Annotated in this window: 6 protein-coding genes; all 6 read left to right on the top strand. The window is 71.1% G+C overall.

Annotation, left to right across the window (positions count from 1 at the left end; genetic code table 11):
* Positions 1-93: 93 nt before the first annotated feature.
* The 6 genes from ACFWMR_RS06850 to ACFWMR_RS06875 all read left to right on the top strand — a co-directional run bounded on the left by ACFWMR_RS06850 (position 94) and on the right by ACFWMR_RS06875 (position 21,667).
* Positions 94-12,213, top strand: a complete 12,120-nt coding sequence (locus ACFWMR_RS06850; RefSeq protein ID WP_378377613.1) for a non-ribosomal peptide synthetase — start codon at positions 94-96, stop codon at positions 12,211-12,213.
* Between the two features lie 18 nt (positions 12,214-12,231).
* On the top strand, positions 12,232-17,832 hold the full coding sequence (locus tag ACFWMR_RS06855) for an amino acid adenylation domain-containing protein (RefSeq protein ID WP_378377615.1): 5,601 nt from the start codon (positions 12,232-12,234) through the stop codon (positions 17,830-17,832).
* Positions 17,829-18,038 carry an MbtH family protein gene (locus ACFWMR_RS06860; RefSeq protein ID WP_093934234.1) on the top strand — a complete coding sequence of 70 codons (210 nt, stop codon included), beginning with the start codon at positions 17,829-17,831 and terminating at the stop codon, positions 18,036-18,038. Before ACFWMR_RS06855 ends, ACFWMR_RS06860 begins: the two co-directional genes overlap by 4 nt.
* 123 nt (positions 18,039-18,161) lie before the next feature.
* Positions 18,162-19,301: a cytochrome P450 gene (locus ACFWMR_RS06865; protein ID WP_378377648.1), complete on the top strand. Its 1,140-nt coding sequence runs from the start codon at positions 18,162-18,164 to the stop codon at positions 19,299-19,301.
* Between the two features lie 25 nt (positions 19,302-19,326).
* On the top strand, positions 19,327-20,481 hold the full coding sequence (locus tag ACFWMR_RS06870) for a cytochrome P450 (protein WP_093934235.1): 1,155 nt from the start codon (positions 19,327-19,329) through the stop codon (positions 20,479-20,481).
* Positions 20,471-21,667, top strand: a complete 1,197-nt coding sequence (locus tag ACFWMR_RS06875; protein WP_378377618.1) for a cytochrome P450 — start codon at positions 20,471-20,473, stop codon at positions 21,665-21,667. Before ACFWMR_RS06870 ends, ACFWMR_RS06875 begins: the two co-directional genes overlap by 11 nt.
* Positions 21,668-21,976: the final 309 nt, after the last annotated feature.

The following is a 21,976-nucleotide window of genomic DNA, read 5'->3' on the forward strand; positions in this document are numbered from 1 at the left end:
CAGGGTCGAAATGCGGTTGGACGGATTGTCCGGGCCCGCCCGCCCGGCGGATGATTCTTTTCGCGGATCCCGCAGATGATCGAGGGGAAATTGATGGCTCAGTCGCGGATCGAGGACTTCTGGCCGCTGTCGCCGCTCCAGGAAGGGCTGCTCTTCCACACGGTCTACGACGACGAAGGGCCCGGCGTTTACGTCGGCCACTGGATCCTGGAGCTCGACGGCGCGGTGGAGGCCGCCAGGCTGCGCGCGGCCTGGGAGGCACTGCTGGCCCGGCATGCCGCGCTGCGGGCCTGTTTCCGGCAGCGCAAGTCGGGCGAGACGGTGCAGCTCATCGCGCGGGAGGTGGAACTGCCGTGGCGCGAGGCCGACCTTTCCCACCTCGACGACCCCGCGGAAGCCGTGCGGGAGCTGGCCGAAGAGGATCGGACGGCGAAATTCGACCTCGCGAACGCGCCGTTGCTGCGGCTGACGTTGATCCGCCTCGCCGAAGACGACCACCGCCTCGTCGTGACCTGCCATCACGCGATCATGGACGGCTGGTCGATGCCCATCGTGTTCGACGAGCTGTCGATGCTGTACGCGGCCGACGGCGGTCCCCTGGACCTGCCCGAGGCGCGGTCCTATCGGGAATATCTCGCGTGGCTCGACAGGCAGGACAAGGAAAAGACGCTGTCGGCGTGGTCCGCGGAGCTGCGTGGCGCCGAGGAGCCGACGCTGGTCGCGCCCGCCGGACAGGGAAGCGCGCCCAGTCTGCCCGACAACATCATGATCGAGCTGCCGGAAGACCTCACGCGATCGGTGGCGGAACTGGCCCGCGCCAACGGGTTGACGCTCAACACGGTGGTGCAGGGTGCCTGGGGATTCGTACTGGCACAGCTGTCCGGCCGGACCGACGTCGTGTTCGGCGCGGTGGTCTCGGCGCGCCCGCCGGATCTGCCCGGCGTCGAGGCAATGGTGGGGCTGTTCCTCAACACCGTCCCGGTGCGCGTGCGGCTGGACGGCTCGAAGCCGGTCCTCGGCCTGTTGGCGGAGCTGCAGAAGCGGCAGTCTGCGCTCATCTCCGACCATTACATCGGACTGGCGGACATCCAGAAGACGGCCGGTCCCGGCGCGCTCTTCGACACCCTGCTCGTCGTCCAGAACTTCCCGCGTGAGCTCGGCGAAGCGGACTCCGGGGAGAACTTCCGCATCACCATCACGCAAGGCAAGGAAGCCGCCCACTACCCACTGACGCTGGTCGCCGTCCCCGGCGAGTCGATGCTGCTCAACCTCGACTACGTGACCGAGCGGTTCAGCCGGGACGACGCACTGGCCATCCTCGACCGGTTCACCGGGGTGCTGCGCCAGCTCACCGAGGCGCGCGGGATCACGGTGGCCGAACTCGACCTGACGAGCGCGGCCGACAGGCGATTGGTACTGAAGGACTGGGGTACGGCGACCCAAGCGGCGCCGAACCGCCTCGCGCCGGAGCTGTTCGACGGCCAGGTGGAACGCCGTCCCGGCGGGATCGCGGTCGACGACGGCGAGCGGGCGTTGTCCTACGGGGAGTTGGCCGAGTACGCGGAAAGGCTCGCCGGGTACCTGAGCGACCGCGGGGTCCGGCGCGGCGACCGGGTCGCCGTGGTGATGGAGCGATCCCCCGACCTGATCGCGACGTTGCTCGCGGTGTGGAAGGCGGGCGCGGCGTACGTGCCGGTGGATCCCGCGTACCCGATGGAACGCGTGAAGTTCATGCTGGCGGACGCCGAACCGGCGGCGGTGGTGTGCGCGGAGGCGTACCGGGAGGCCGTGCTGGACGGCGGGATCGCCCCGATCGTCCTCGATCCGCGGACCCGGCAGGCGGTGTCGGAGCAGGCACGCCTCTCTGTCGGTGTCGTCGCCGCAGACGTCGCCTACGTGATGTACACGTCGGGTTCCACGGGGACGCCGAAGGGGGTCGCGGTCTCGCACGGCGACGTCGCCGCACTGGTCGGCGAGCCGGGCTGGCGCGTGGGCCCCGAAGACACCGTGTTGATGCACGCTTCGCACGCTTTCGACATCTCGCTGTTCGAGCTGTGGGTGCCGCTGGTCTCGGGCGCCCGGGTGCGGCTCGCCGGATCGGGCGTGGTGGACGGCGCGGCGCTGGCAGGCTACGTGGCCGACGGGGTCACGGCCGCCCACCTCACCGCCGGTGCCTTCCGGGTGCTGGCCGAGGAGGCGCCGGAGTCGGTCGCCGGGCTGCGCGAGGTGCTGACCGGTGGCGACGCGGTACCGCCGTCGGCGGTGGACCGGGTCCGGCGAACCTGTCCGGACGTGCGGGTGCGGCATCTCTACGGCCCGACGGAGGCCACGCTGTGCGCGACGTGGTGGGTGCTCGAACCCGGTGATCCGGCGGGTTCCGTGCTGCCGATCGGCCGTCCCCTGTCCGGGCGGCGGGTCTACGTCCTCGACGCGTTCTTGCGGCCGCTGCCCCCGGGGATCGCCGGCGAGCTGTACCTCGCCGGAGCCGGTGTGGCGCAAGGCTATCTGGGCCGTCCGGTGCTGACGGCCGAACGATTCGTCGCCGATCCCTTCGCCCCCGGCGAGCGCATGTACCGGACCGGGGACCTCGCCTGCTGGACGGATCAGGGCGCGCTGGCGTTCGCCGGACGGGCCGACGACCAGGTCAAGATCCGCGGCTACCGGGTGGAGCCCGGCGAGATCGAGGTGGCGCTCGCCGAGCTCCCCGGGGTCGGCCAGGCCGTGGTGATCCCGCGGGACGGGCATCTGATCGGTTACGTGGTCGCCGAGGCGGGAAAGACGCTCGACCCGGAACGGCTGCGCGGTGAGCTTTCCGAGACGCTGCCCGAGTTCATGGTGCCCGCCGCGGTGCTGGTGCTGGACGACCTGCCGTTGACGGTCAACGGGAAGGTGGACCGCCAAGCGCTGCCGGAGCCGGACTTCGCCTCGAAATCGGCGAGCCGGGAGCCCGCCACCGAGGCCGAGCGGATCCTGCGCGGCGTGTTCGCCGAAGTCCTCGGCCTGGACGAGGTCGGCCTGGAGGACAGCTTCTTCGAGCTCGGCGGGGACTCGATCTCGTCGATGCAGGTGGCCGCCCGTGCCCGCCGCGAAGGAATCCCGCTCACCCCGCGGCTCGTGTTCGAGCACCGGACTCCCGAGCGGCTCGCGGCGCTGGCCCCGGAAGCACGGAAGTCCACAGTGGACACGGGAATCGGTGAAGTCCCTTGGACGCCGGTGATGCTCGCCCTCGGGGAAGACGCTCTGCGACCCGGCTTCGCGCAGGCGCGAGTCGTCGTAACCCCGCAAGGCTTCGATCAGGACGCCTTCGTGAGCGCGCTGCGCGCCGTGCTGGACACCCACGATCTCCTACGGGCGCGAGTGGAGTCCGTCGGCCGGTTGACCGTGCCTGAAAAGGGATCCGCGGCCGCCTTGGTGACCCGCGCGGCGGCCGGGGACGTCGACGAGATCGCGGAACGCGAGGCCGCCGCGCTGGATCCCTCGGCGGGAACCATGGTGCGGGCCGTATGGCTGGACGCCGAGCCGGGCCGGTTGGTGCTGGTGGCGCATCACCTGGTCGTCGACGCGGTCTCGTGGGCGATCCTGCTGCCCGATCTGCGCTCGGCGTACGACGCCGTGAAATCCGGCGAGACTCCCGCGCTCGAACCCGCGACGACGTCGTTCCGGCAGTGGGCCCGGCGGCTGGCCGAGCAGGCGCTCAGCGCGAGCACGGTCGCCGAGACCGAGTACTGGGCCGCCGTGCTGGACGGCGTGGAACCGTTGCCGGAGCGGGGAACCGGGCAGGCGCATTCGTGGTCGGGGACGGTGTCCGGCGGCGTGGCGCGCGATCTGGTGGCCCGGGTGCCGGGCGCGTTCCATTGCGGGATCCAGGAAATCCTGCTGGCGGGCATCGCGGGGGCCGTCGCGCGGTGGCGCGGTGACGACGCCGCTGTCCTGGTGGACGTGGAAGGCCACGGCCGCTATGCCGCCGACGACGAAGACCTGTTGCGCACCGTCGGCTGGTTCACCGGCGTTCATCCGGTCCGCCTCGACGTCTCCGGTGCCGACCCGGCGTCCGGGGAGCTGCTGAAAGCCGTGAAGGACCAGGTCCGCGCCGTTCCCGGCGACGGTCTCGGCTTCGGGCTGCTCCGTTACCTCAACCCCGTGACAGGGGCGAGGCTGGCGGCGCTGCCGTCCGCGCAGATCGGGTTCAACTACCTCGGCCGGGCGGGCGCCGTCGCCGAGGCCACCGCTTGGCAGACGACCGGAGGGTCGCTGGGTGGCGGGCGGAACGCCGTCCAGGCCCACGCGCTGGAGATCGGCGCGGACGTCCAGGACACGCCGGAAGGTCCCCACCTGCGGCTCGTGATCGACGGCCGGGATCTCGAGCCCGCCGCCGTGGAGCGGCTCGGCGAGGCGTGGCTGGAGACGTTGACCGGGCTCGCGGCCCTGGCGGACGGTCCTGGCGGGCACACCCCGTCCGACTTCGGGCTCGTGAAGCTGACGCAGCGGGACGTTTCGGAGCTGGAAGCCGCCGCGCCGGGGCTGGCGGACATCTGGTCGCTGTCGCCGTTGCAGGAAGGAATGCTCTTCGAGCGAGCCTTCGACGAGGGCGGCGTCGACGTCTATCAGACCCAGCGGATCCTCGACCTGGACGGACCCCTCGACGCGGGACGGCTGCGCGCGGCGTGGAGCGACCTGGTCGAGCGGCACGCGTCGCTGCGGGCGAGCTTCCACGACCTCGGTGCCGGTGAGACGGTGCAGGTCGTCGTCGACGAGGTCGAAATCCCTTGGCGTGAAAAGGATCTGTCGCACCTCGGTGAGACGGCCGCGAACGCGGAGGTCGAACGCCTGCTCACGGAGGACTCGGCAGCACGCTTCGACGTCACCAAACCTCCCTTGCTGCGGCTCCTGCTGATCCGGCTCGGCGCGGACAGGCACCGCCTCGTGCTGACTGCCCACCACCTGCTTCTCGACGGCTGGTCCACGCCGCTCGTCCTCGGCGAGACGGCGACCGGCTACGCGGGCGGGCAGGCCAAGCCGGCACCGTCCTATCGGGACTATCTGACGTGGCTGAGCCGCCAGGACGAGGAAGCGACCCGTGCGGCTTGGCGGGCCGAACTCGCGGGCGCGGACGAACCGACCCTGGTGGACGCCGACGCGGGCAAGACGATGGTGCTGCCGGACGAGTGTTCCGAATGGCTGCCCGAGGAACCGACCAGGGCCCTCACGGAGTTCGCCCGCGGACACGGCCTGACGCTGAGCACGATCGTGCAGGGCGCGTGGGCGCTGGTGCTGGCGCGGCTGGCGCGCCGGACGGACGTGGTGTTCGGGACGGTGGTGTCCGGGCGGCCGGCCGAGGTGCCGGACGTCGAGCGGATGGTGGGGATGTTCATCAACACCGTCCCGGTCCGCGTCCGGCTCGACGGCGGTGCGCCGGTGCTGGACCTGCTCCAGGATCTGCAACGGCGTCAGTCTGCGCTGACGGAGCACCAGTACATGGGGCTTCAGGAGATCCAGAAGGCGGCGGGGACGGGCGCGGTCTTCGACACCGTCCTGATGACCGTCAACTTCCCGCTGGACGCCGCCGGTCTCGGTGACGACGGCGGTGTCTCGATCAGCTCGATCCGCACCCGGACCGGCACCACTTTCCCGTTGTCCCTGAGCGTAATGCCCGGCGAACGCCTTCAGATCCACCTGTCCTACCGGCCGGACCGGATCGCCGGGGAGACCGCCGCCGAGATCGCCAGGCAGGTCGTCCGGGTGATCGAGCAGGTGGTGGCGGAGCCGTCGCTTCCCGTCGGCCGCCTGACCGTGACGAGCGAACCGGCGCGCGCGTCGGTGGTCGAGCGCTGGAACGCGACCGGCGAACCGGCGGACAAGTCGTCCGTGCTGGAGCTCTTCCGCCGCCAGGCAAGCCTTTCCCCGGACACGGTCGCGGTCGAGGAGGGCGGGCGGACCCTGTCCTACACCGGACTCGACCGGGAATCGGATCGGCTCGCCGGGTACCTGGCCGGGATCGGCGTGCGGCGCGGTGACCGCGTCGGTGTCGTGCTGGAACGCGGCGTGGACCTGGTGGTCGCCCTGCTCGCGGTCTGGAAGGCGGGAGCCGCGCAGGTGCCGGTGAACGTGGACCATCCCGCGGACCGGATCGAGCGGATGCTCACCGACGCCGGCGCGTCGGTGGCGCTCTGCGCCGAAGCGACCCGCGACGGAGTGCCGGACGGGATCGAGCCGGTGGTCGTCGGCGCACCCGGGATCGGGGATGCGAAAGCGCCCGAGGTCACGGTGTCGGCGCACGACGTGGCCTACCTGATGTACACATCGGGGTCGACAGGGGTGCCCAAGGGCGTCGCTGTCCCGCACGCGAGTGTGGCGGCGCTGGCGAGTGACCCGGGCTGGTCACAAGGCCCGGACGATCACGTGCTGCTGCACGCGTCGCACGCTTTCGACGCGTCGCTGGTCGAGCTCTGGGTGCCGCTGGTCAGCGGTGCCCGCGTGGTGGTCGCGGAGCCGGGCACGGTCGACGCGGGCAGGCTGCGTGAAGCGATCGCCCGCGGCGTGACCACCGTCCACCTGACGGCGGGCGCTTTCCGTGCCGTGGCGGAGGAATCCCCGGAGTCCTTCCTCGGTCTGCGCGAGATCCTGACCGGCGGGGACGCGGTGCCGCTCGCGTCCGTCGTGCGGATGCGCCAGGCCTGCCCGGACGTCCGGTTCCGGCAGCTCTACGGCCCCACCGAGATCACCCTCTGCGCCACCTGGCTCGTGCTCGAACCGGGCGCCGTGACGGGCGACGTCCTGCCGGTCGGCAAGCCGCTGGACGGCAGGCAGGCCTACGTGCTCGACGCGTTCCTCCAGCCGGTGGCCCCGAACGTGACCGGCGAGCTGTACCTCGCGGGGGCCGGTCTGGCGCACGGCTATGCGGGCGCGCACGCGCTGACCGCGGAACGGTTCGTCGCGAATCCGTTCACCGCGGGGGAACGGATGTACCGCACGGGCGACCTGGCGCGCTGGACGGATCAGGGTGAGCTGGTGTTCGGCGGCCGGGCCGATTCGCAGGTGAAGATCCGCGGCTACCGCGTCGAGCCGGGGGAGATCGAGGCCGCGCTGACCGGCGTCCCCCGGGTCGCGCAGGCGATCGTGGTGGCGCGGGAAGAACGACCCGGCGAGAAGCGGCTGATCGCGTACGTGACCGCGGAAGACGCGCCGGGGCTGGATTCCGGCGCGGTCCGCGAGCACCTCGCGGCGCGGCTGCCGGAGTACATGGTGCCCGCGGTGGTGCTGGTGATGGACGCCTTCCCGTTGACGCTCAACGGGAAGATCGACCGTGCGGCCCTGCCCGCCCCGGAGTTCACCGCCAAACGCGCCGGCCGCGAGCCCCGCACCGGGACCGAGCGGCTGCTGTGCGGACTGTTCGCCGAGATCCTCGGGCTGGACGAGGTCGGCGCCGACGACGGCTTCTTCGAACTCGGCGGTGACTCGATCCTTTCGATGCGGCTGGCCGCCCGTGCGCGGCGTGAGGACCTCGTCTTCGGTGCCAAGCAGGTCTTCGAGCAGAAGACGCCCGCGGGGATCGCGGCCGTGGCCGAGCGCGGCGGACGGCTCCCGGCCGTCGCCGAGGACGGTGTCGGCGAGGTCCCGTGGACGCCGGTGGTGCGGGAACTGATCGAACACGATTCGGGTGCGCTGAACGGTGGCGCGCTCGCGCAGTGGGTGACCGTCGGCGCTCCCGGCGACCTGTCCGCGGACGCCCTGACGGCCGGGCTGGCCGCCGTGATCGACACGCACGACCTGCTGCGGAGCCGGATCGTCGAGACCGAGGGCGAGCAGCCCCGGCTGGTGGTGTCCGAGCGTGGGGCCGTGGACGTGATCGGTCTGGTCGAGCGGGTCGAAGTGGGTGCCGGTGACCTCGACGAGGTCGCGGAGCGTCACGCCGGTGCGGCGGCCGCACGCCTGGATCCCGTCGGCGGGGTGATGGTCCGGGCGGTGTGGGTCGACGCGGGACCGGGCCGCGTCGGACGGCTGGCCGTGGTGGCGCATCACCTGGTGGCCGACGTGGTGTCGTGGCGGATCCTGCTGCCGGACCTGCAGACGGCCACCGAAGCCGTGGCGGCGGGCCGGGAACCGGGACTCGACCCGGTGGACGTCTCGTTCCGGCGCTGGGCACGGACCTTGACCGAGCAGGCGGCCGCCCGCGACGCCGAACTGGCGACCTGGACGGAGATCCTCGACGGCGCGCAAACGCGGTTGGGCGAGCTGGATCCGAAGCGCGACACCATTTCCACGTCGGGCCGCAAGACCTGGACCCTGCCGGGGGAACGCGCGAGCGTGCTCGTGGAGAAGGCCACCTCGGCGTTCCATTGCGGTGTCCACGAAGTCCTGCTGGCGACCCTGGCGGGCGCGGTGGCCGGTTGGCGTGGCGGCACCGCCGTCGTGGTGGACGTCGAAGGTCACGGCCGCCAGGCCCTCGAAGACCTCGACCTGTCGCGGACGATCGGCTGGTTCACCGATGTCCATCCGCTCCGGTTGGACACCGCGGGGATCGACCCGGCGGAAGCGATCGCGGGAGGCGCCGCGGCCGGACGGCTTCTCAAGGGAGTCAAGGAGAACGTGCGATCCGTGCCGGACGGCGGGCTCGGCTACGGGATGCTGCGTCACCTCAACGAGGAGACGGGGAAGGCCCTGTCGGTGCTGCCGAAGGCGGAGATCGGCTTCAACTACCTCGGCCGTTTCTCGTCCCGGCCCGAGGGCGACGCGGAGCCCTGGCAGATGGTCGGGACCATCGGCGGCGCGGCGGGGCAGGACCTGCCGCTGCGGCACGTCGTCGAGATCGACGCGGCGGTGCTGGACGGCGACGGCGGACCCGAGCTCACGCTCACCGTGACGTGGGCCGGGCGGATCCTCACCGAGGCCGAGGCGGAGTCACTCGGGAAGACGTGGCTGGACATGCTGACCGGCCTCGCCACGCACGTCGGCTCGGGCGGCCAGGGCGGGCACACGCCGTCCGACTTCCCGCTCGTTTCGCTGGCACAGAACGAAGTCGAGGAGATCGAGGCCGCCGTACCGGAGCTGCTCGACATCTGGCCGTTCTCCCCGCTCCAGGAAGGCCTGCTGTTCCACAGCATCGACGAGCGCGGCCCGGACGTCTACGCGGGCATGCGGGTCCTCACCCTCGACGGCCCGCTGGACGCCGCCCGCTTCCGCTCGTCCTGGCAGACCCTGGTCGACAGGCACGACGCTTTGCGGGCGAGCTTCCATCAGCTCGGGTCCGGCACCGGTGTGCAGGCGGTCGCCCGCCGGGTGACGCTGCCGTGGCGGGAGACCGACCTGTCCCAGCTGTCCGAGGCCGAGGCGCTGGCGGAGTTCGAGCTCCTCGCGGCCGAGGCGCACGCCGACCGGTTCGACCTGACCAAGGCTCCGCAGCTGCGCCTGCACCTGGTGCGTTTCGCGGAACGCCGGCACCGGCTGATCCTTTCGTCGCACCACATCTCGGCCGACGGCTGGTCGCTTCCGGTCTTCCTGGTCGAGGTCATGGCGGCGTACGAGTCCGGCGGTGACGGCCGGACCCTGCCGGTCCCGACGTCGTACCGCGAGTACCTCGCGTGGATCGCCCGCCAGGACAACGCGGCCGCGAGGGAGGCGTGGCGGACCGCGCTCGCGGGGCTCGACGAGGCGACCCGGGTCGTACCGCCGGAGTCGATCGCCACGCCCATCGAGCCCGACCGCGTGCGGTTCGCGCTCGACGACGAGCTGAGCGGGCGGCTGACCGAGTTCACCCGGCGGCACGGGGTCACGATGAACACGCTGTTCCAAGGGGTCTGGGCGCTGTTGCTGGCGCGGCTGACCGGGCGTGAGGACGTCGTCTTCGGCACCACGGTGGCCGGGCGACCGTTGGAGATTCCCGGCGTCGAGTCCGCGGTCGGCCTGTTCATGAACATGCTGCCGGTCCGGGCCCGCCTCACCGGCGCCGAGAAGTTCGCCGACATGCTGGCGGACCTGCAAGAACGCCAGGTCGCGCTGATGCCGCATCAGCATCTCGGGCTGACCGAGCTCACCCAGGTCGCGGGTCCCGGCGCGGCGTTCGACACGATCGTCGTCTTCGAAAACTACCCGCCGCCGCCGGAGCCGTCGGACGATCCCGGCGTCCTCGCCATGCGCCCGGCGGGGATCCCGGACGACAACGGGCACTATCCGCTGTCCCTGCGCGCGTCCGAAGGCGGTGGCGTCCACGGCGAGGTCATCTACCGGCCGGACGTGTTCGATCGGACACGCGCCGAGGAGTTCCTCGCGTCGATCGTCCGGGCGCTGGAGCAGGTGGTCGCCGATCCGCTGGTCCCGGTCGGGCGGGTCGGCCTGATCGGGCCGGAGCACCGTCGTCTGGTCGTGGACGAATGGAACCGGACCGACGCGCCGCTCGTGACGGACACGCTGCCGTCGCTGGTCCGCACCCAGGCGGACCGGACGCCGGACGCGGTGGCGGTCGAGGACTCGGCGCGGAGCCTGACCTACAGCGGGCTGGTGGACGAGGTCGAGGCGCTGGCCCGGCTGCTCGTCGGCGCGGGAGTGCGGCGCGAGGTCCGGGTGGGCGTGCTGGTCGAGCGTTCGGCCGAGCTGGCGGTGACCCTGCTGGGGGTCACGTTCGCCGGTGGGGCGTTCGTCCCGGTCGATCCGGACTATCCGCGTGACCGCGTCGAGTTCATGCTCGCGAACTCGGCACCCGAGGTGCTGGTGTGCACGAAGACGACGCGGGCGTTCGTGCCCGCCGCCTTCGCGGGAACGGTGCTGCTGCTCGACGAGCTGCCCGACGCCGATCCGAACGTGGTGCTGCCGTCGGTGGCACCGGAAGACGCGGCGTACGTGATCTACACGTCGGGGTCGACGGGGGTGCCGAAGGGCGTCCAGGTCACCCACTCCGGCCTCGTCAACCTGGGGTACGCGCATATCGAGCGGATGGCCGTGACGGCGTCCTCGCGGATCCTGCAGTTGTCCGCGATCGGTTTCGACGCCATGGTTTCCGAGCTGTACATGGCCCTGCTGGCAGGGGCGACCCTGGTGCTGCCCGACGCCGCGAACATGCCGCCCAAGGTGACACTGGGCGACGCGATCCGCCGGGCGGGCATCACGCACCTGACCGTGTCGCCGAGTGTGCTGGCGAGCGAGGACGACCTGCCCGACACCCTGCGGACCGTGCTGACCGGCGGCGAGGCGCTGACGGCCGCGCTGGTGGACCGCTGGTCGCCGGGGCGTCGGGTGATCCAGGCCTACGGGCCGACGGAGACGACCATCTGCTCGACGATGAGCGCCCCGCTGTCCCCGGGGCACGACGTCGTCCCGCTCGGCGGCCCGATCCACAACGTGCGGCACTACCTGCTCGACGCTTTCCTGCAGCCGGTGCCGCCCGGGGTGACGGGGGAGCTCTACATCACCGGCGTCGGGCTCGCCCGCGGCTACCTCGGGCGTCCGGGCCTGACGGCGGAACGGTTCGTCGCCAGTCCGTTCGCGCCCGGCGAGCGCATGTACCGCTCCGGCGACCTGTTCCGCTGGGACCCCGACGGCCGGCTGAAGTTCGTCGGCCGGGTCGACGCGCAGGTCAAGGTGCGCGGCTACCGGGTCGAGCCCGCCGAGATCGAGGCCGTGCTCTCGGAACATCCGGGGGCCGGTCAGGTCGCGGTGTCCGTCCGCACCGACGGGCCGGGCGAGAAACGTCTGGTGGCCTACGTCGTCCCTGCCGGGTCCGATGTGGACGGTCTGACGGCCGCGTTGCGGGCACTGGCGGCCGAACGGCTGCCGGAGTACATGATGCCCGCCGCGTTCGTGACGCTGGAGAAGATGCCGCTCACCCCGAACGGCAAGCTCGACCACAAGGCGTTGCAAGCCCCCGATTTCGCCGCGATGGCTTCGAAACGGGAGCCGAGCACACCGATGGAGGCCCTGGTGTGCGGGCTGTTCGCGGAGGTGCTCGGCCTGGACCGGGTGGGGGCCGACGACAGCTTCTTCGAACTCGGCGGGGACTCGATCACCTCGATGCAGGTGTCCGCGATGGCCCGGCGGGAAGGGCTGGCGCTGACCCCGGGCCAGGTGTTCGCCGAGAAGACGCCGGAACGGCTGGCGGCGCTGGTCAAACCGCTGCCTGTCGAAGACGAGACCGCCCCGGAGCCGGAACCGGACGGGGGCACGCTCGTCGCTCTTTCCCTTGATCAGTTGGAACAACTCGAGGCTGGACTGTCCGGCGACTAACGCTTTAAGGAGCAGATCGTGACCGTTGACGACACCCGCGCGAAGCCGCGTTCGAGCGTGGAGGACGTCTGGCCTCTTTCGCCGCTACAGGAAGGAATGCTCTACCACACCGTCTTGGACGACGACGGGCCCGACACCTACACCGTGCAGACCGTCTACGGCATCGACGGACCCCTGGACGCCGGGCTGCTGAAGGCGTCGTGGCAGGCCCTTGTCGACCGCCACGCCGCGCTGCGGGCCTGTTTCCGTTACGTCAGCGGCGCTCAGATGGTCCAGGTGATCAAGCGGGACGCCGAGATCCCTTGGCGCGAAACGGATCTCACCGGACTGCCCGAGGACATCCTCGACGGCGAGGTGGACAGGCTGGCCGCGGACGAGCTGGCCGAAAGGCTGAGCATCGACGCGGCGCCGCTGATGAAGCTGCACCTGATCCGGCTCGGCCCGGAGCGTCACCGGCTCGTGCACACGCTGCATCACGTCCTGGTCGACGGCTGGTCGATGCCGATCCTGCACCGCGAACTCGCGGCGATCTACGCCGCGGGCGGCGACGCTTCCGGCCTGCCCGCCACCGTGTCCTATCGGGACTATCTCGCCTGGCTCGGCAAGCAGGACAAGGAAATCGCCCGGGCGGCCTGGCGGAAAGAGCTCTCCGGACTGGACATGCCCACCACGGTCGCCCCGGCCGATCCGGGTCGCGTGCCGGACATCCACACGACGGTGGTCGAGCTGTCCGAGGAACTCACGGACGGTCTCGCGCGGCTGGCGCGCGGCCACGACCTCACGTTGAACACCGTCGTGCAGGGTGCCTGGGCCGTCGTGCTCTCGCAGCTCTCCGGTCGTGACGACGTCGTGTTCGGCGCGACAGCCTCGGGGCGGCCCGCCGATCTGGCCGGCGTGGAGTCGATGGTCGGCCAGCTGCTCAACACCCTGCCGGTGCGGGTCCGCCTCGACGGCGCGCGACCGGCCGTCGAGCTGTTCGGCGACCTGCAGCGCGACCAGGCGGCACTCATGACCCACCAGCACCTCGGCCTGCAGGACGTGCAGGCCGTCGTCGGGGCGGGCGCGGTCTTCGACACGCTCGTCATCTACGAGAACTTCCCCCGCAAGGGACTCGGGCGGTCGGCGGACGGCGGCCTGAGCCTGATCCCGGTGAAGCGCGGCCGGAACTCGTCGCACTACCCGTTCACGCTGATCACCGGTCCCGGCGAGCGGATGCCGCTGATCCTCGACTACGACCAGGGTCTCTTCGACGAGACGGCCGCCGAATCGGTCGTCGGCGCGCTGTCGCGGGTGTTGGAGCGGCTCGTCGCCGAACCCGAGGTCCTCGTCGGCCGCCTGGCGCTGGCCAGCGACGCCGAGCGCGCCCTGGTGGTGGACACCTTCAACGCGACCGACGGCCCGGTGCCGGGGGAGTCCGTGGTCGAACTGTTCGCGCGGCGGGTGGCCACGGCGGCGGACGCGGTGGCGATCACCGACGCGGCGGGCGCGAACCTGACCTACGCCGAGGTCGACCAGGCGTCGAACCGGCTGGCCCGGTATCTCGCCGAGCGTGGTGTCGGCCGCGGCGACCGGGTCGGGGTGGCCATGGAACGGTCGCCGGAACTGCTGATCGCGTTCCTGGCGATCTGGAAGGCGGGCGCCGCGTACGTCCCGGTCGACGTGGAGTACCCGGCCGAGCGGATCGCGTTCATCCTCGGCGACTCCGGCGTCTCGACCGTGCTGTGCACCCAGGCCACCGCCGGAGTCGTTCCGGACGACGCGATCGTCCTCGACGCCCCGGAAACGCGGACGGCCGTCGACGCTCTTCCCGCCACGGCACCGGGATTCCGGCCGAGCGCGGACGATCTCGCGTACGTCATGTACACCTCGGGATCCACCGGTCTGCCCAAGGGCGTGGCGATCCCGCACGGCGCCGTCGCCGGTCTGGCGGGCGACGCGGGCTGGCAGCTCGGTCCCGACGACGGCGTGCTGATGCACGCGACGCACGTCTTCGACCCTTCGCTCTACGCGATGTGGGTCCCGCTCGTCACCGGCGGCCGGGTCCTGCTCACCGAACCGGGCGTACTGGACGCGGCCGGGGTGCGCCAGGCGGTGGCACGCGGCGCGACCGCCGTCCACCTCACCGCCGGCAGTTTCCGCGCCCTGGCGGAGACCTCGCCGGAATGCTTCGCGGGCCTGACCGAGATCGGCACCGGCGGCGACGTCGTCCCCGCGCAGTCCGTCGAGAACCTGCGGCGCGCTCAGCCCGGTCTGCGGGTGCGGAACACCTACGGGCCGACCGAGACCACGCTGTGCGCGACGTGGCTGCCGATCGAACCCGGCGACGTGATCGACCGGGAGCTGCCGATCGGCCACCCGATGACCAACCGGAAGATCTACCTCCTCGACGCCTTCCTGCGCCCGGTCGCGCCGGGAGTGGCCGGTGAGCTGTACATCGCGGGCACCGGCCTGGCACGCGGATACCTCGACAGCCCGGGCCTGACGTCCGACCGGTTCGTGGCTTGCCCGTTCCTCCCCGGTGAGCGCATGTACCGCACCGGGGACCGGGCGCGCTGGACCCGCGACGGCGAGGTCGTGTTCCTCGGCCGCGGCGACGAGCAGGTGAAGATCCGCGGCTACCGGGTCGAGCTGGGCGAGGTGGAGGCCGTGCTGGCTGTCCAGCCGGGCGTGGTCGAAGCGGTCGTCATGGCGCGGGAAGACCAGCCGGGCGAAAAGCGCCTGGTGGGCTACTTCGTCTCCGACGGCAAGGACGCGGGGCCGGAGGAGATCCGGCGGCAGATGGGGCTCGTCCTGCCCGCGTACATGGTCCCGCTCGCGGTCATCGCCCTGCCCGGGCTGCCCGTCACGCCCAACGGCAAGGTGGACCGCCGGGCCCTGCCCGCCCCGGATCTCGCGGGGCAGGCGGCGGAGAAGGCGCCGGAGAACGAGACCGAGAAGGTCCTGTGCGCGCTGTTCTCCGAGATCCTCGGTGTCCCGCAGGTGAGTGTCGACGACGCTTTCCACGACCTGGGCGGCAGTTCGGCGCTGGCCATGCGGCTCATCGCGCGCATCCGCGAGGAACTCGGCGCGGATCTGCCCATCCGGCAGCTGTTCTCCTCGCCGACGCCCGCGGGTGTCGCCCGCGCGCTCGCCGCGAAGTCGCGTCCCCCGCTGGAAGCCGTCGAGCGGCCGGACCGCGTGCCGCTGACCGCGCGTCAGCTCCGCGCCTGGCTGCTGGCCAGCCCGGGAGACGAGGCCGCCGGACTGCACATCTCGGTCGCGCTTCGCTTGCGAGGCAGGCTGAACGTGCCCGCGCTGGCGGAGGCTTTCGGCGACGTCGCGGCCCGGCACGAGATCCTCCGGACCACCTTCCCCGGCGACGCGCAGAGCGTTCGCCAGCACATCCACGACGCCTTGGCGGTCGAGCTGACCCCGGTCCCGGCGACCGAGGAGGAGCTTCCCGGGCTTCTCGCGGAGCTTCGCGAGCGGCACTTCGACCTGACCGAAGAAGTGCCGTGGCGCTGCGACCTTTTCGAGCTCGCGGAGAACGCGCACGTGCTGCACCTCAAGGTGCACCGGATCCTGGCCGACGACGAGTCGCTCGACGTGCTCTTCCGCGACCTGGCCGCCGCGTACGGCGCGCGGCGTTCGGGCCGGGTCCCGGAGCGCGCGCCGCTGGCGCTGCAGTTCGCGGACTACGCGATCTGGGAGCGGCGGCTGCTCGACGACGAGCGCGGACAGGACAGCCTCATCAACGAGCAGATCACCTTCTGGAAGGCCAATCTGGCCGGGATCGACGGCGAGACGGTGCTCCCGCTCGACCGTCCCCGGCCGGTCGTCCCGTCGCGGCGGGCCGGCACGGTCGCGGTGCGGCTGGAGGCCGGGCCGCACGCCCGGCTGACCAAGGCGGTCGCGCCGGTCGGCGCGCACGTCCTCCAGGTGGTGCAGGCCGCGCTCGCGGTCCTGCTGGTCAAATCCGGCGCGAGCGACGACGTCGTGATCGGCACGTCGCTGCCGAAGGACGACGACCTCATCGACCTCGAGCCGATGGTCGGGCCGTTCGCCCGGCCGCTCGCCCTGCGGACGAACCTCTCGGGCGACCCCTCCTTCCTGGAGGTCGTCACCCGGGCGCAGGAGGCGGCCCGGACCGCGCGCCTGTACCTGGACCTGCCGTTCGAAAAGATCGTCGAGCTGCTGGACCTGCCGGGTTCGCTCGCCCGCCATCCCGTGTTCCAGGTGGCACTGGAGGTGGGCGAGGAGGACCTCGGCGCGTGGGACGCGACGGAACTGCCCGCGCTGCGCACCGAAGCCGAGCCGGTCGGGCCGGACGCGTTCGAACTCGACCTGTCGTTCAAGCTCACCGAGCGCCTCGACGAGGAGGACGAACAGGACGGCATCGACGGCACCCTGCACTACGCCACCGATCTCTTCGACGAGGCCACGGCCGAATCGCTGGCACGGCGGCTGGTCCGCGTCCTCGAACAGGTCGCGGAAGACCCGCGGCTGCGCATCAGCGAAGTCGACCTCGCTCTCGACGACACCGAACGGGACCGTCCGGCCGAGGCACCGGCGAAGTGGGCCGGCGCCGTGCCCACGGTGGCCGCCGAACTGGCCGAGGGCGGCCCGCTCGGCGCGCTCGTGCTCGACGACGAGCTGCGGCCCGTCGTCGCGGGCGCCGTCGGCGACCTGTACCTCACCGGGGCAGTGGTGGACGCGAGTCCTGCCGAGAAGACTGTCGTCTGCCCGTTCGGTACAGAGGGGAGGCGGATGGTGCGCACGGATCTGCTCGCCCGCTGGAACGCCTCCGACGCACTGGCCGTGGTGGGCGAGCGGCGGCTGCCGGGTGCCGCGGCGGCGACCGGCACGGGTGACTTCGAAGTGCTGCTTCCGTTGCGGGAAGGCGGAAACCGGCCGCCGCTGTTCTGCGTCCACGCGAGTGGCGGGCTGAGCTGGAACTACGCGCCGCTGCTGCGGAGCCTTCCGCAGAACCAGCCGGTGTACGGCCTCCAGGCGCGCGGCCTGGCCCGTACCGAACCGCTGCCGTCCACTGTGGAGGAGATGGCGGCCGATTACGTCGAGCAGATCCGCACCGTGCAGCCGTCCGGGCCGTACCACCTGCTCGGCTGGTCGCTCGGCGGCCGGATCTCGCAGGCGATGGCCACTTTGCTTGAAGCGCAAGGGGAAGAGGTCGGCCTGGTCGCCCTCCTCGACGCCTACCCCACCGACGTCGGAAGGCTGCCGCGCGCGCAGCGCGGCACCGAAGCCGACGAGGAGGCCGACGCCTTCGACAAGCAACAGGACCAGCAACTGGCGCTCGCCGCCGGAGTCGCCCGCGACGCCGGTGCCCGGACGAACCTGGAGGAGGTCATGGGGCACCTCCGCCGGATCGGGCCGGAGCACACCGCCCGGAGCTTCACCAGCGACATCCTGCTGTTCGTCGCGACGGAGAACCGGCCCTCGCATCTGCCCACCGAGGTCGCGATCGCCAGCTGGAAGCCCCTCACCAGCGGGACCGTCGAACCGCACGAGATCGCGACCGGTCACATGGAAATGCTGCAACCCGCGGCGCTGGCCCAGATCGGGGCCGTCGTCGCCGAGAAGCTCCGGCCCCGGCCGGAGCGCGAAAGGACGCAACGATGAGCAATCCCTTCGACAACGAAGACGGCTCCTTCTTCGTGCTCGTCAACGACGAGGGCCAGCACTCGCTGTGGCCGACCTTCGCCGAGGTGCCCGCCGGCTGGACCCGCGTGCACGGCGAGGCGCCCCGGCAGGAATGCCTCGCCTACGTCGAGGAGAACTGGACGGACCTCCGCCCGAAGAGCCTCATCCAGGAAGTCGGTAGCTGAGCGGCGCTGTCCAGCCGTTCGATGCGGTCAGTTGGACGAGCCCCGCGCTCGTCCGACTGACCCCGGGAAAGGACCTGTGCAGTGGAAGCGTTCGAGGAGCTCAACGTCGTCCTGCCGACGGAGATGCACTGGCGGGACCGGTTCGACCCGGTTCCGCTGCTGCTGGACTTCATGGCCAAGGGCCCGATGACCGAACTGGGCACCGAGGAGGACGGCGAGGGCCGGACGGCCTGGCTGGCCACCGGTTTCGACGAGGTCCGCCACGTGCTCGGCTCGGACAAGTTCAGTTCCCGGCTCCTCTACGGCGGGACGGCGTCCGGCATCACCTTCCCCGGCTTCATCACCCAGTACGACCCGCCGGAGCACACGCGACTGCGCCGGGTGCTGTCGCCCGCGTTCTCCGTCCGGCGGATGGAACGGTTCCGGTCTCAGGTCGAGCAGGTCGTCGAGGACACCCTGGACGCCATCGACTCCATCGGCGGCCCGCTGGACTTCGTCCCGCATTTCGGGTGGGCCATCGCGACCACGGCGACCTGCGACTTCCTCGGCATCCCCCGGGACGACCAGACGGAGTTGTCCCGCAGCCTGCACGCCAGCCGGGCCGAGCGGTCGGGCAGCAGGCGCGTGGCGGCCGGGAACCGGTACATGACGTACATGAGCCAGAACACGGCTCGCACGCGTCGCGACCCCGGCGACGACATGCTCGGCGTCGTCGTGCGCGAGCACGGGGACGAGATCACCGACTCGGAACTGACCGGGCTGGCCGCGTTCGTCATGGGCGCGGGCGGGGATCAGGTGGCCCGGTTCCTCGCGGCGGGCGCGTGGCTGATGGTCGAGGCGCCCGAGCAGTTCGATCTGCTCCGGGAGAAGCCGGACGTCATCCCGGACTGGCTCGAAGAGATGGTCCGGTATCTCAGCACCTCCGAGAAACTCACCCCGCGCATCGCGACCGAAGACGTTCGCATCGGCGATTTCCTCGTCAAGGCAGGGGACACCGTCACCTGCTCCTTGATCGGTGTGAACCGCCGGGACTTCCCCGCACCGGAGGATCGGTTCGACATCAGCCGGCCGAAGACGCCGCATGTCGCGTGGGGGCACGGCATCCATCACTGCCTCGGCAGGCCGCTGGCCGATCTGATCTTCCGGGTGGCGATCCCGGCGCTGGCGACCCGCTTCCCGAAACTCCGGCTGGCCGAGCCGGACCGCGAGATCAAACTGGGGCCGCCGCCGTTCGACGTGAAAGCCCTGCCGCTCGACTGGTGACACCGCGAAAGCTTTGAGGAGAATCATGGTAGTTCCGCTGCCACATCAGCGGTTCGGTCTCGATCCGGTGCCGGAGCTCAGCGATCTGCAGAAGAACGGGCCGCTGCACGAATACGACACCGAGCCGGGACTGGACGGCCGCAAGCAATGGCTGGTCACCGGCTACGACGAAATCCGGGAGATCCTTTCCGACGTCACCCGGTTCAGTTCGATGCGCCCGGTCGACGACGAGTCGGAACGGGCCTGGCTGCCGGGGATCCTCCAGTCCTACGACCCGCCGGACCACACCCGGTTGCGGGGGACCGTGACGAGGGCGAACACCGTCCGGCGGATCGAGGTCCTGCGGCCGGTCGCCGAGGAGATCGTCGAGGAATGCCTGGACGATCTGGAGGACATGGGGTCGCCGGTCGACTTCGTCCGCAACGCCGCCTGGCCCATCCCCGCGCTGATCGCCTGCGACCTCCTCGGCGTCCCGCGTGACGACCAGTACGAGTTGTCGCGGATGTTCCGGGAAAGCCGGGAGAGCCGGATCCCCCGGCAGCGCAACCTGTCGGGACTGGGCATCGTCAACTACGCCCGGAAACTGACCGCCCGCAACCGCGTCGAACCCGGCGACGGGATGATCGGCGGCATCGTGCGCGATCACGGGGACGACGTCACCGACGACGAACTCGCGGGCCTCGCCGAGGGGATCATGATCGGGGCGGTCGAGCAGCTGGCCTCCCAGCTGGCGATCGCGGCGCTGCTCCTGGTGACCCACCCCGCCCAGATGGCGCTGCTGCGTGAGCGTCCGGAGCTCGCGAACTCCGCGGCCGAGGAAGTGCTCCGGTACGCGTCCATCGTGGAGACTCCCTCGCCCAGGACCGCACTTGTCGACGTGTCGATCGGCGGGCGCACCATTCGCGCCGGTGACGTCCTGACCTGTTCGCTGCTGGCGGTGAACCGCGCCCGGGGCGAAGGATTCGACATCACCAGGGAGAACACCGAGCACATCGCGTTCGGGCACGGCATCCACCACTGCATCGGGGCGCCGCTGACCAGGCTCCAGCTGCGGGTGGCGCTGCCCGCGCTGGTCCGCCGCTTCCCGACGCTGCGGCTGGCCGTCCCCGAGGAGGAGCTGCGGTTCAAGCCGGGCAGGCCCGCTCCCTTCGCCGTAGAGGAGCTTCCCGTTGAGTGGTGACGACTCGCGGCCGCTGCACATCCGGCGGGACGGTTTCGGCCCCGCGGAGGACCTGCGTTCCGCCGGTCCTCTGACGAAGATCACCATCGGCGAGGGAGCGGGCGCCGAGACCAGCTGGCTGGCCGCGAACCACTCGGTCGTCCGGCAGGTCCTCGGCGACCACCAGCGGTTCAGCAACCGGCGGCGCTGGCACGATCAGGACGAGGTCGGCGGGAAGGGCATCTTCCGGCCGCGGGAACTGGTCGGCAACCTGATGGACTACGACCTGCCCGAGCACCCCCGGATGCGGCAGAAGCTGTTGCCGGGCTTCACTTTGCGCCGGATCCGGCGGCTGCGGCCGTACATCGAGCAGATCGTCGAGGAGCGTCTCGACGCGCTGGAGGACGAGGGTTCACCCGCGGATCTGATCGAGGTCGTCGCCGACGAGGTGCCCGGGGCCGTGCTGTGCGAGCTGATCGGGGTGCCCCGGGACGACCGCGCCACGTTCATCCAGCTGTGCCACCGGCACCTCGATCCTTCGCTGAGTCAACGGAAACGGGCGGCCGCCGGCGAGGCGTTCTCCCGCTACCTGCTGACCATGATCGCCAGGCAGCGCGAAGAACCGGGCGAGGGGCTGATCGGCGCCGTCGTCGCCGAACACGGCGACGCGGCGACGGACGAGGAACTTCGCGGTTTCTGCGTGCAGGTGATGCTGGCCGGGGACGACAACATCTCCGGCATGATCGGGCTCGGTGTGCTGGCACTGCTGCGACATCCCGAGCAGATCGCCGCTTTCCAGGGCGAGGATCAGGCGGCGGACCGGGCTGTCGACGAGATGATCCGGTACCTGACCGTCCCTTACGCCCCGACACCGCGGACAGCCATGCAGGACGTGACCATCGCGGGCCAGACGATCAAGGAGGGCGAGACGGTCACCTGCTCGCTCCCCATGGCCAACCGTGACCCCGCCCTGCTGCCGGACCCGGACCGTCTCGACGTCACGCGGGATCCGGTCCCGCACGTCGCGTTCGGGCACGGAGTCCATCACTGCCTGGGCGCGGCGCTCGCACGCCTCGAACTGCGGGTCGTGTATTCCGCGCTGTGGCAACGCTTTCCGAAGCTGAGACTGGCGGACCCCGAGGGGGAGACCGCGTACCGGCTGACGACGCCGGCGTACGGGCTGACGAGCCTGATGGTCGAGTGGTGAGCGGCGATCACGCGTGATCAAAGGCGGAACTCGCGTGATTGGACAGCGATCTCGCGTGCTTGGAGGCGGATCTCGCGTGCTTGGACGACGCACACCCGAGTTCCGTCTCCAAACACGCGAGTTCCGCCTCTGATCACGTGAGTTCCGCCTCCAAGCACGCATGTTCGCCGTCTGATCACGCGAGTCCCGTCTTGGGTCGTGATCGCGGATCCGGCCGATGCCGCCCGCGCTTTGGCCACGTGGAGTTGGGGGTACGCCAGGTGGGACCGGGGGTGGGTGGGGGGAGGGGTTTGGGTCTCGGGGTTTGGG

The sequence above is a fragment of the Amycolatopsis thailandensis genome (genome assembly GCF_042723255.1).
Taxonomy (GTDB): domain Bacteria; phylum Actinomycetota; class Actinomycetes; order Mycobacteriales; family Pseudonocardiaceae; genus Amycolatopsis; species Amycolatopsis thailandensis.

What these genes read in the sequence shown, in the direction of transcription:
- ACFWMR_RS06865 (WP_378377648.1), top strand. Translation starts at nt 18,162, where the DNA reads ATGCACTGGCGGGACCGGTTCGACCCGGTTCCGCTGCTGCTGGACTTC.
- ACFWMR_RS06860 (WP_093934234.1), top strand. Translation starts at nt 17,829, where the DNA reads ATGAGCAATCCCTTCGACAACGAAGACGGCTCCTTCTTCGTGCTCGTC.
- ACFWMR_RS06870 (WP_093934235.1), top strand. Translation starts at nt 19,327, where the DNA reads ATGGTAGTTCCGCTGCCACATCAGCGGTTCGGTCTCGATCCGGTGCCG.
- ACFWMR_RS06850 (WP_378377613.1), top strand. Translation starts at nt 94, where the DNA reads ATGGCTCAGTCGCGGATCGAGGACTTCTGGCCGCTGTCGCCGCTCCAG.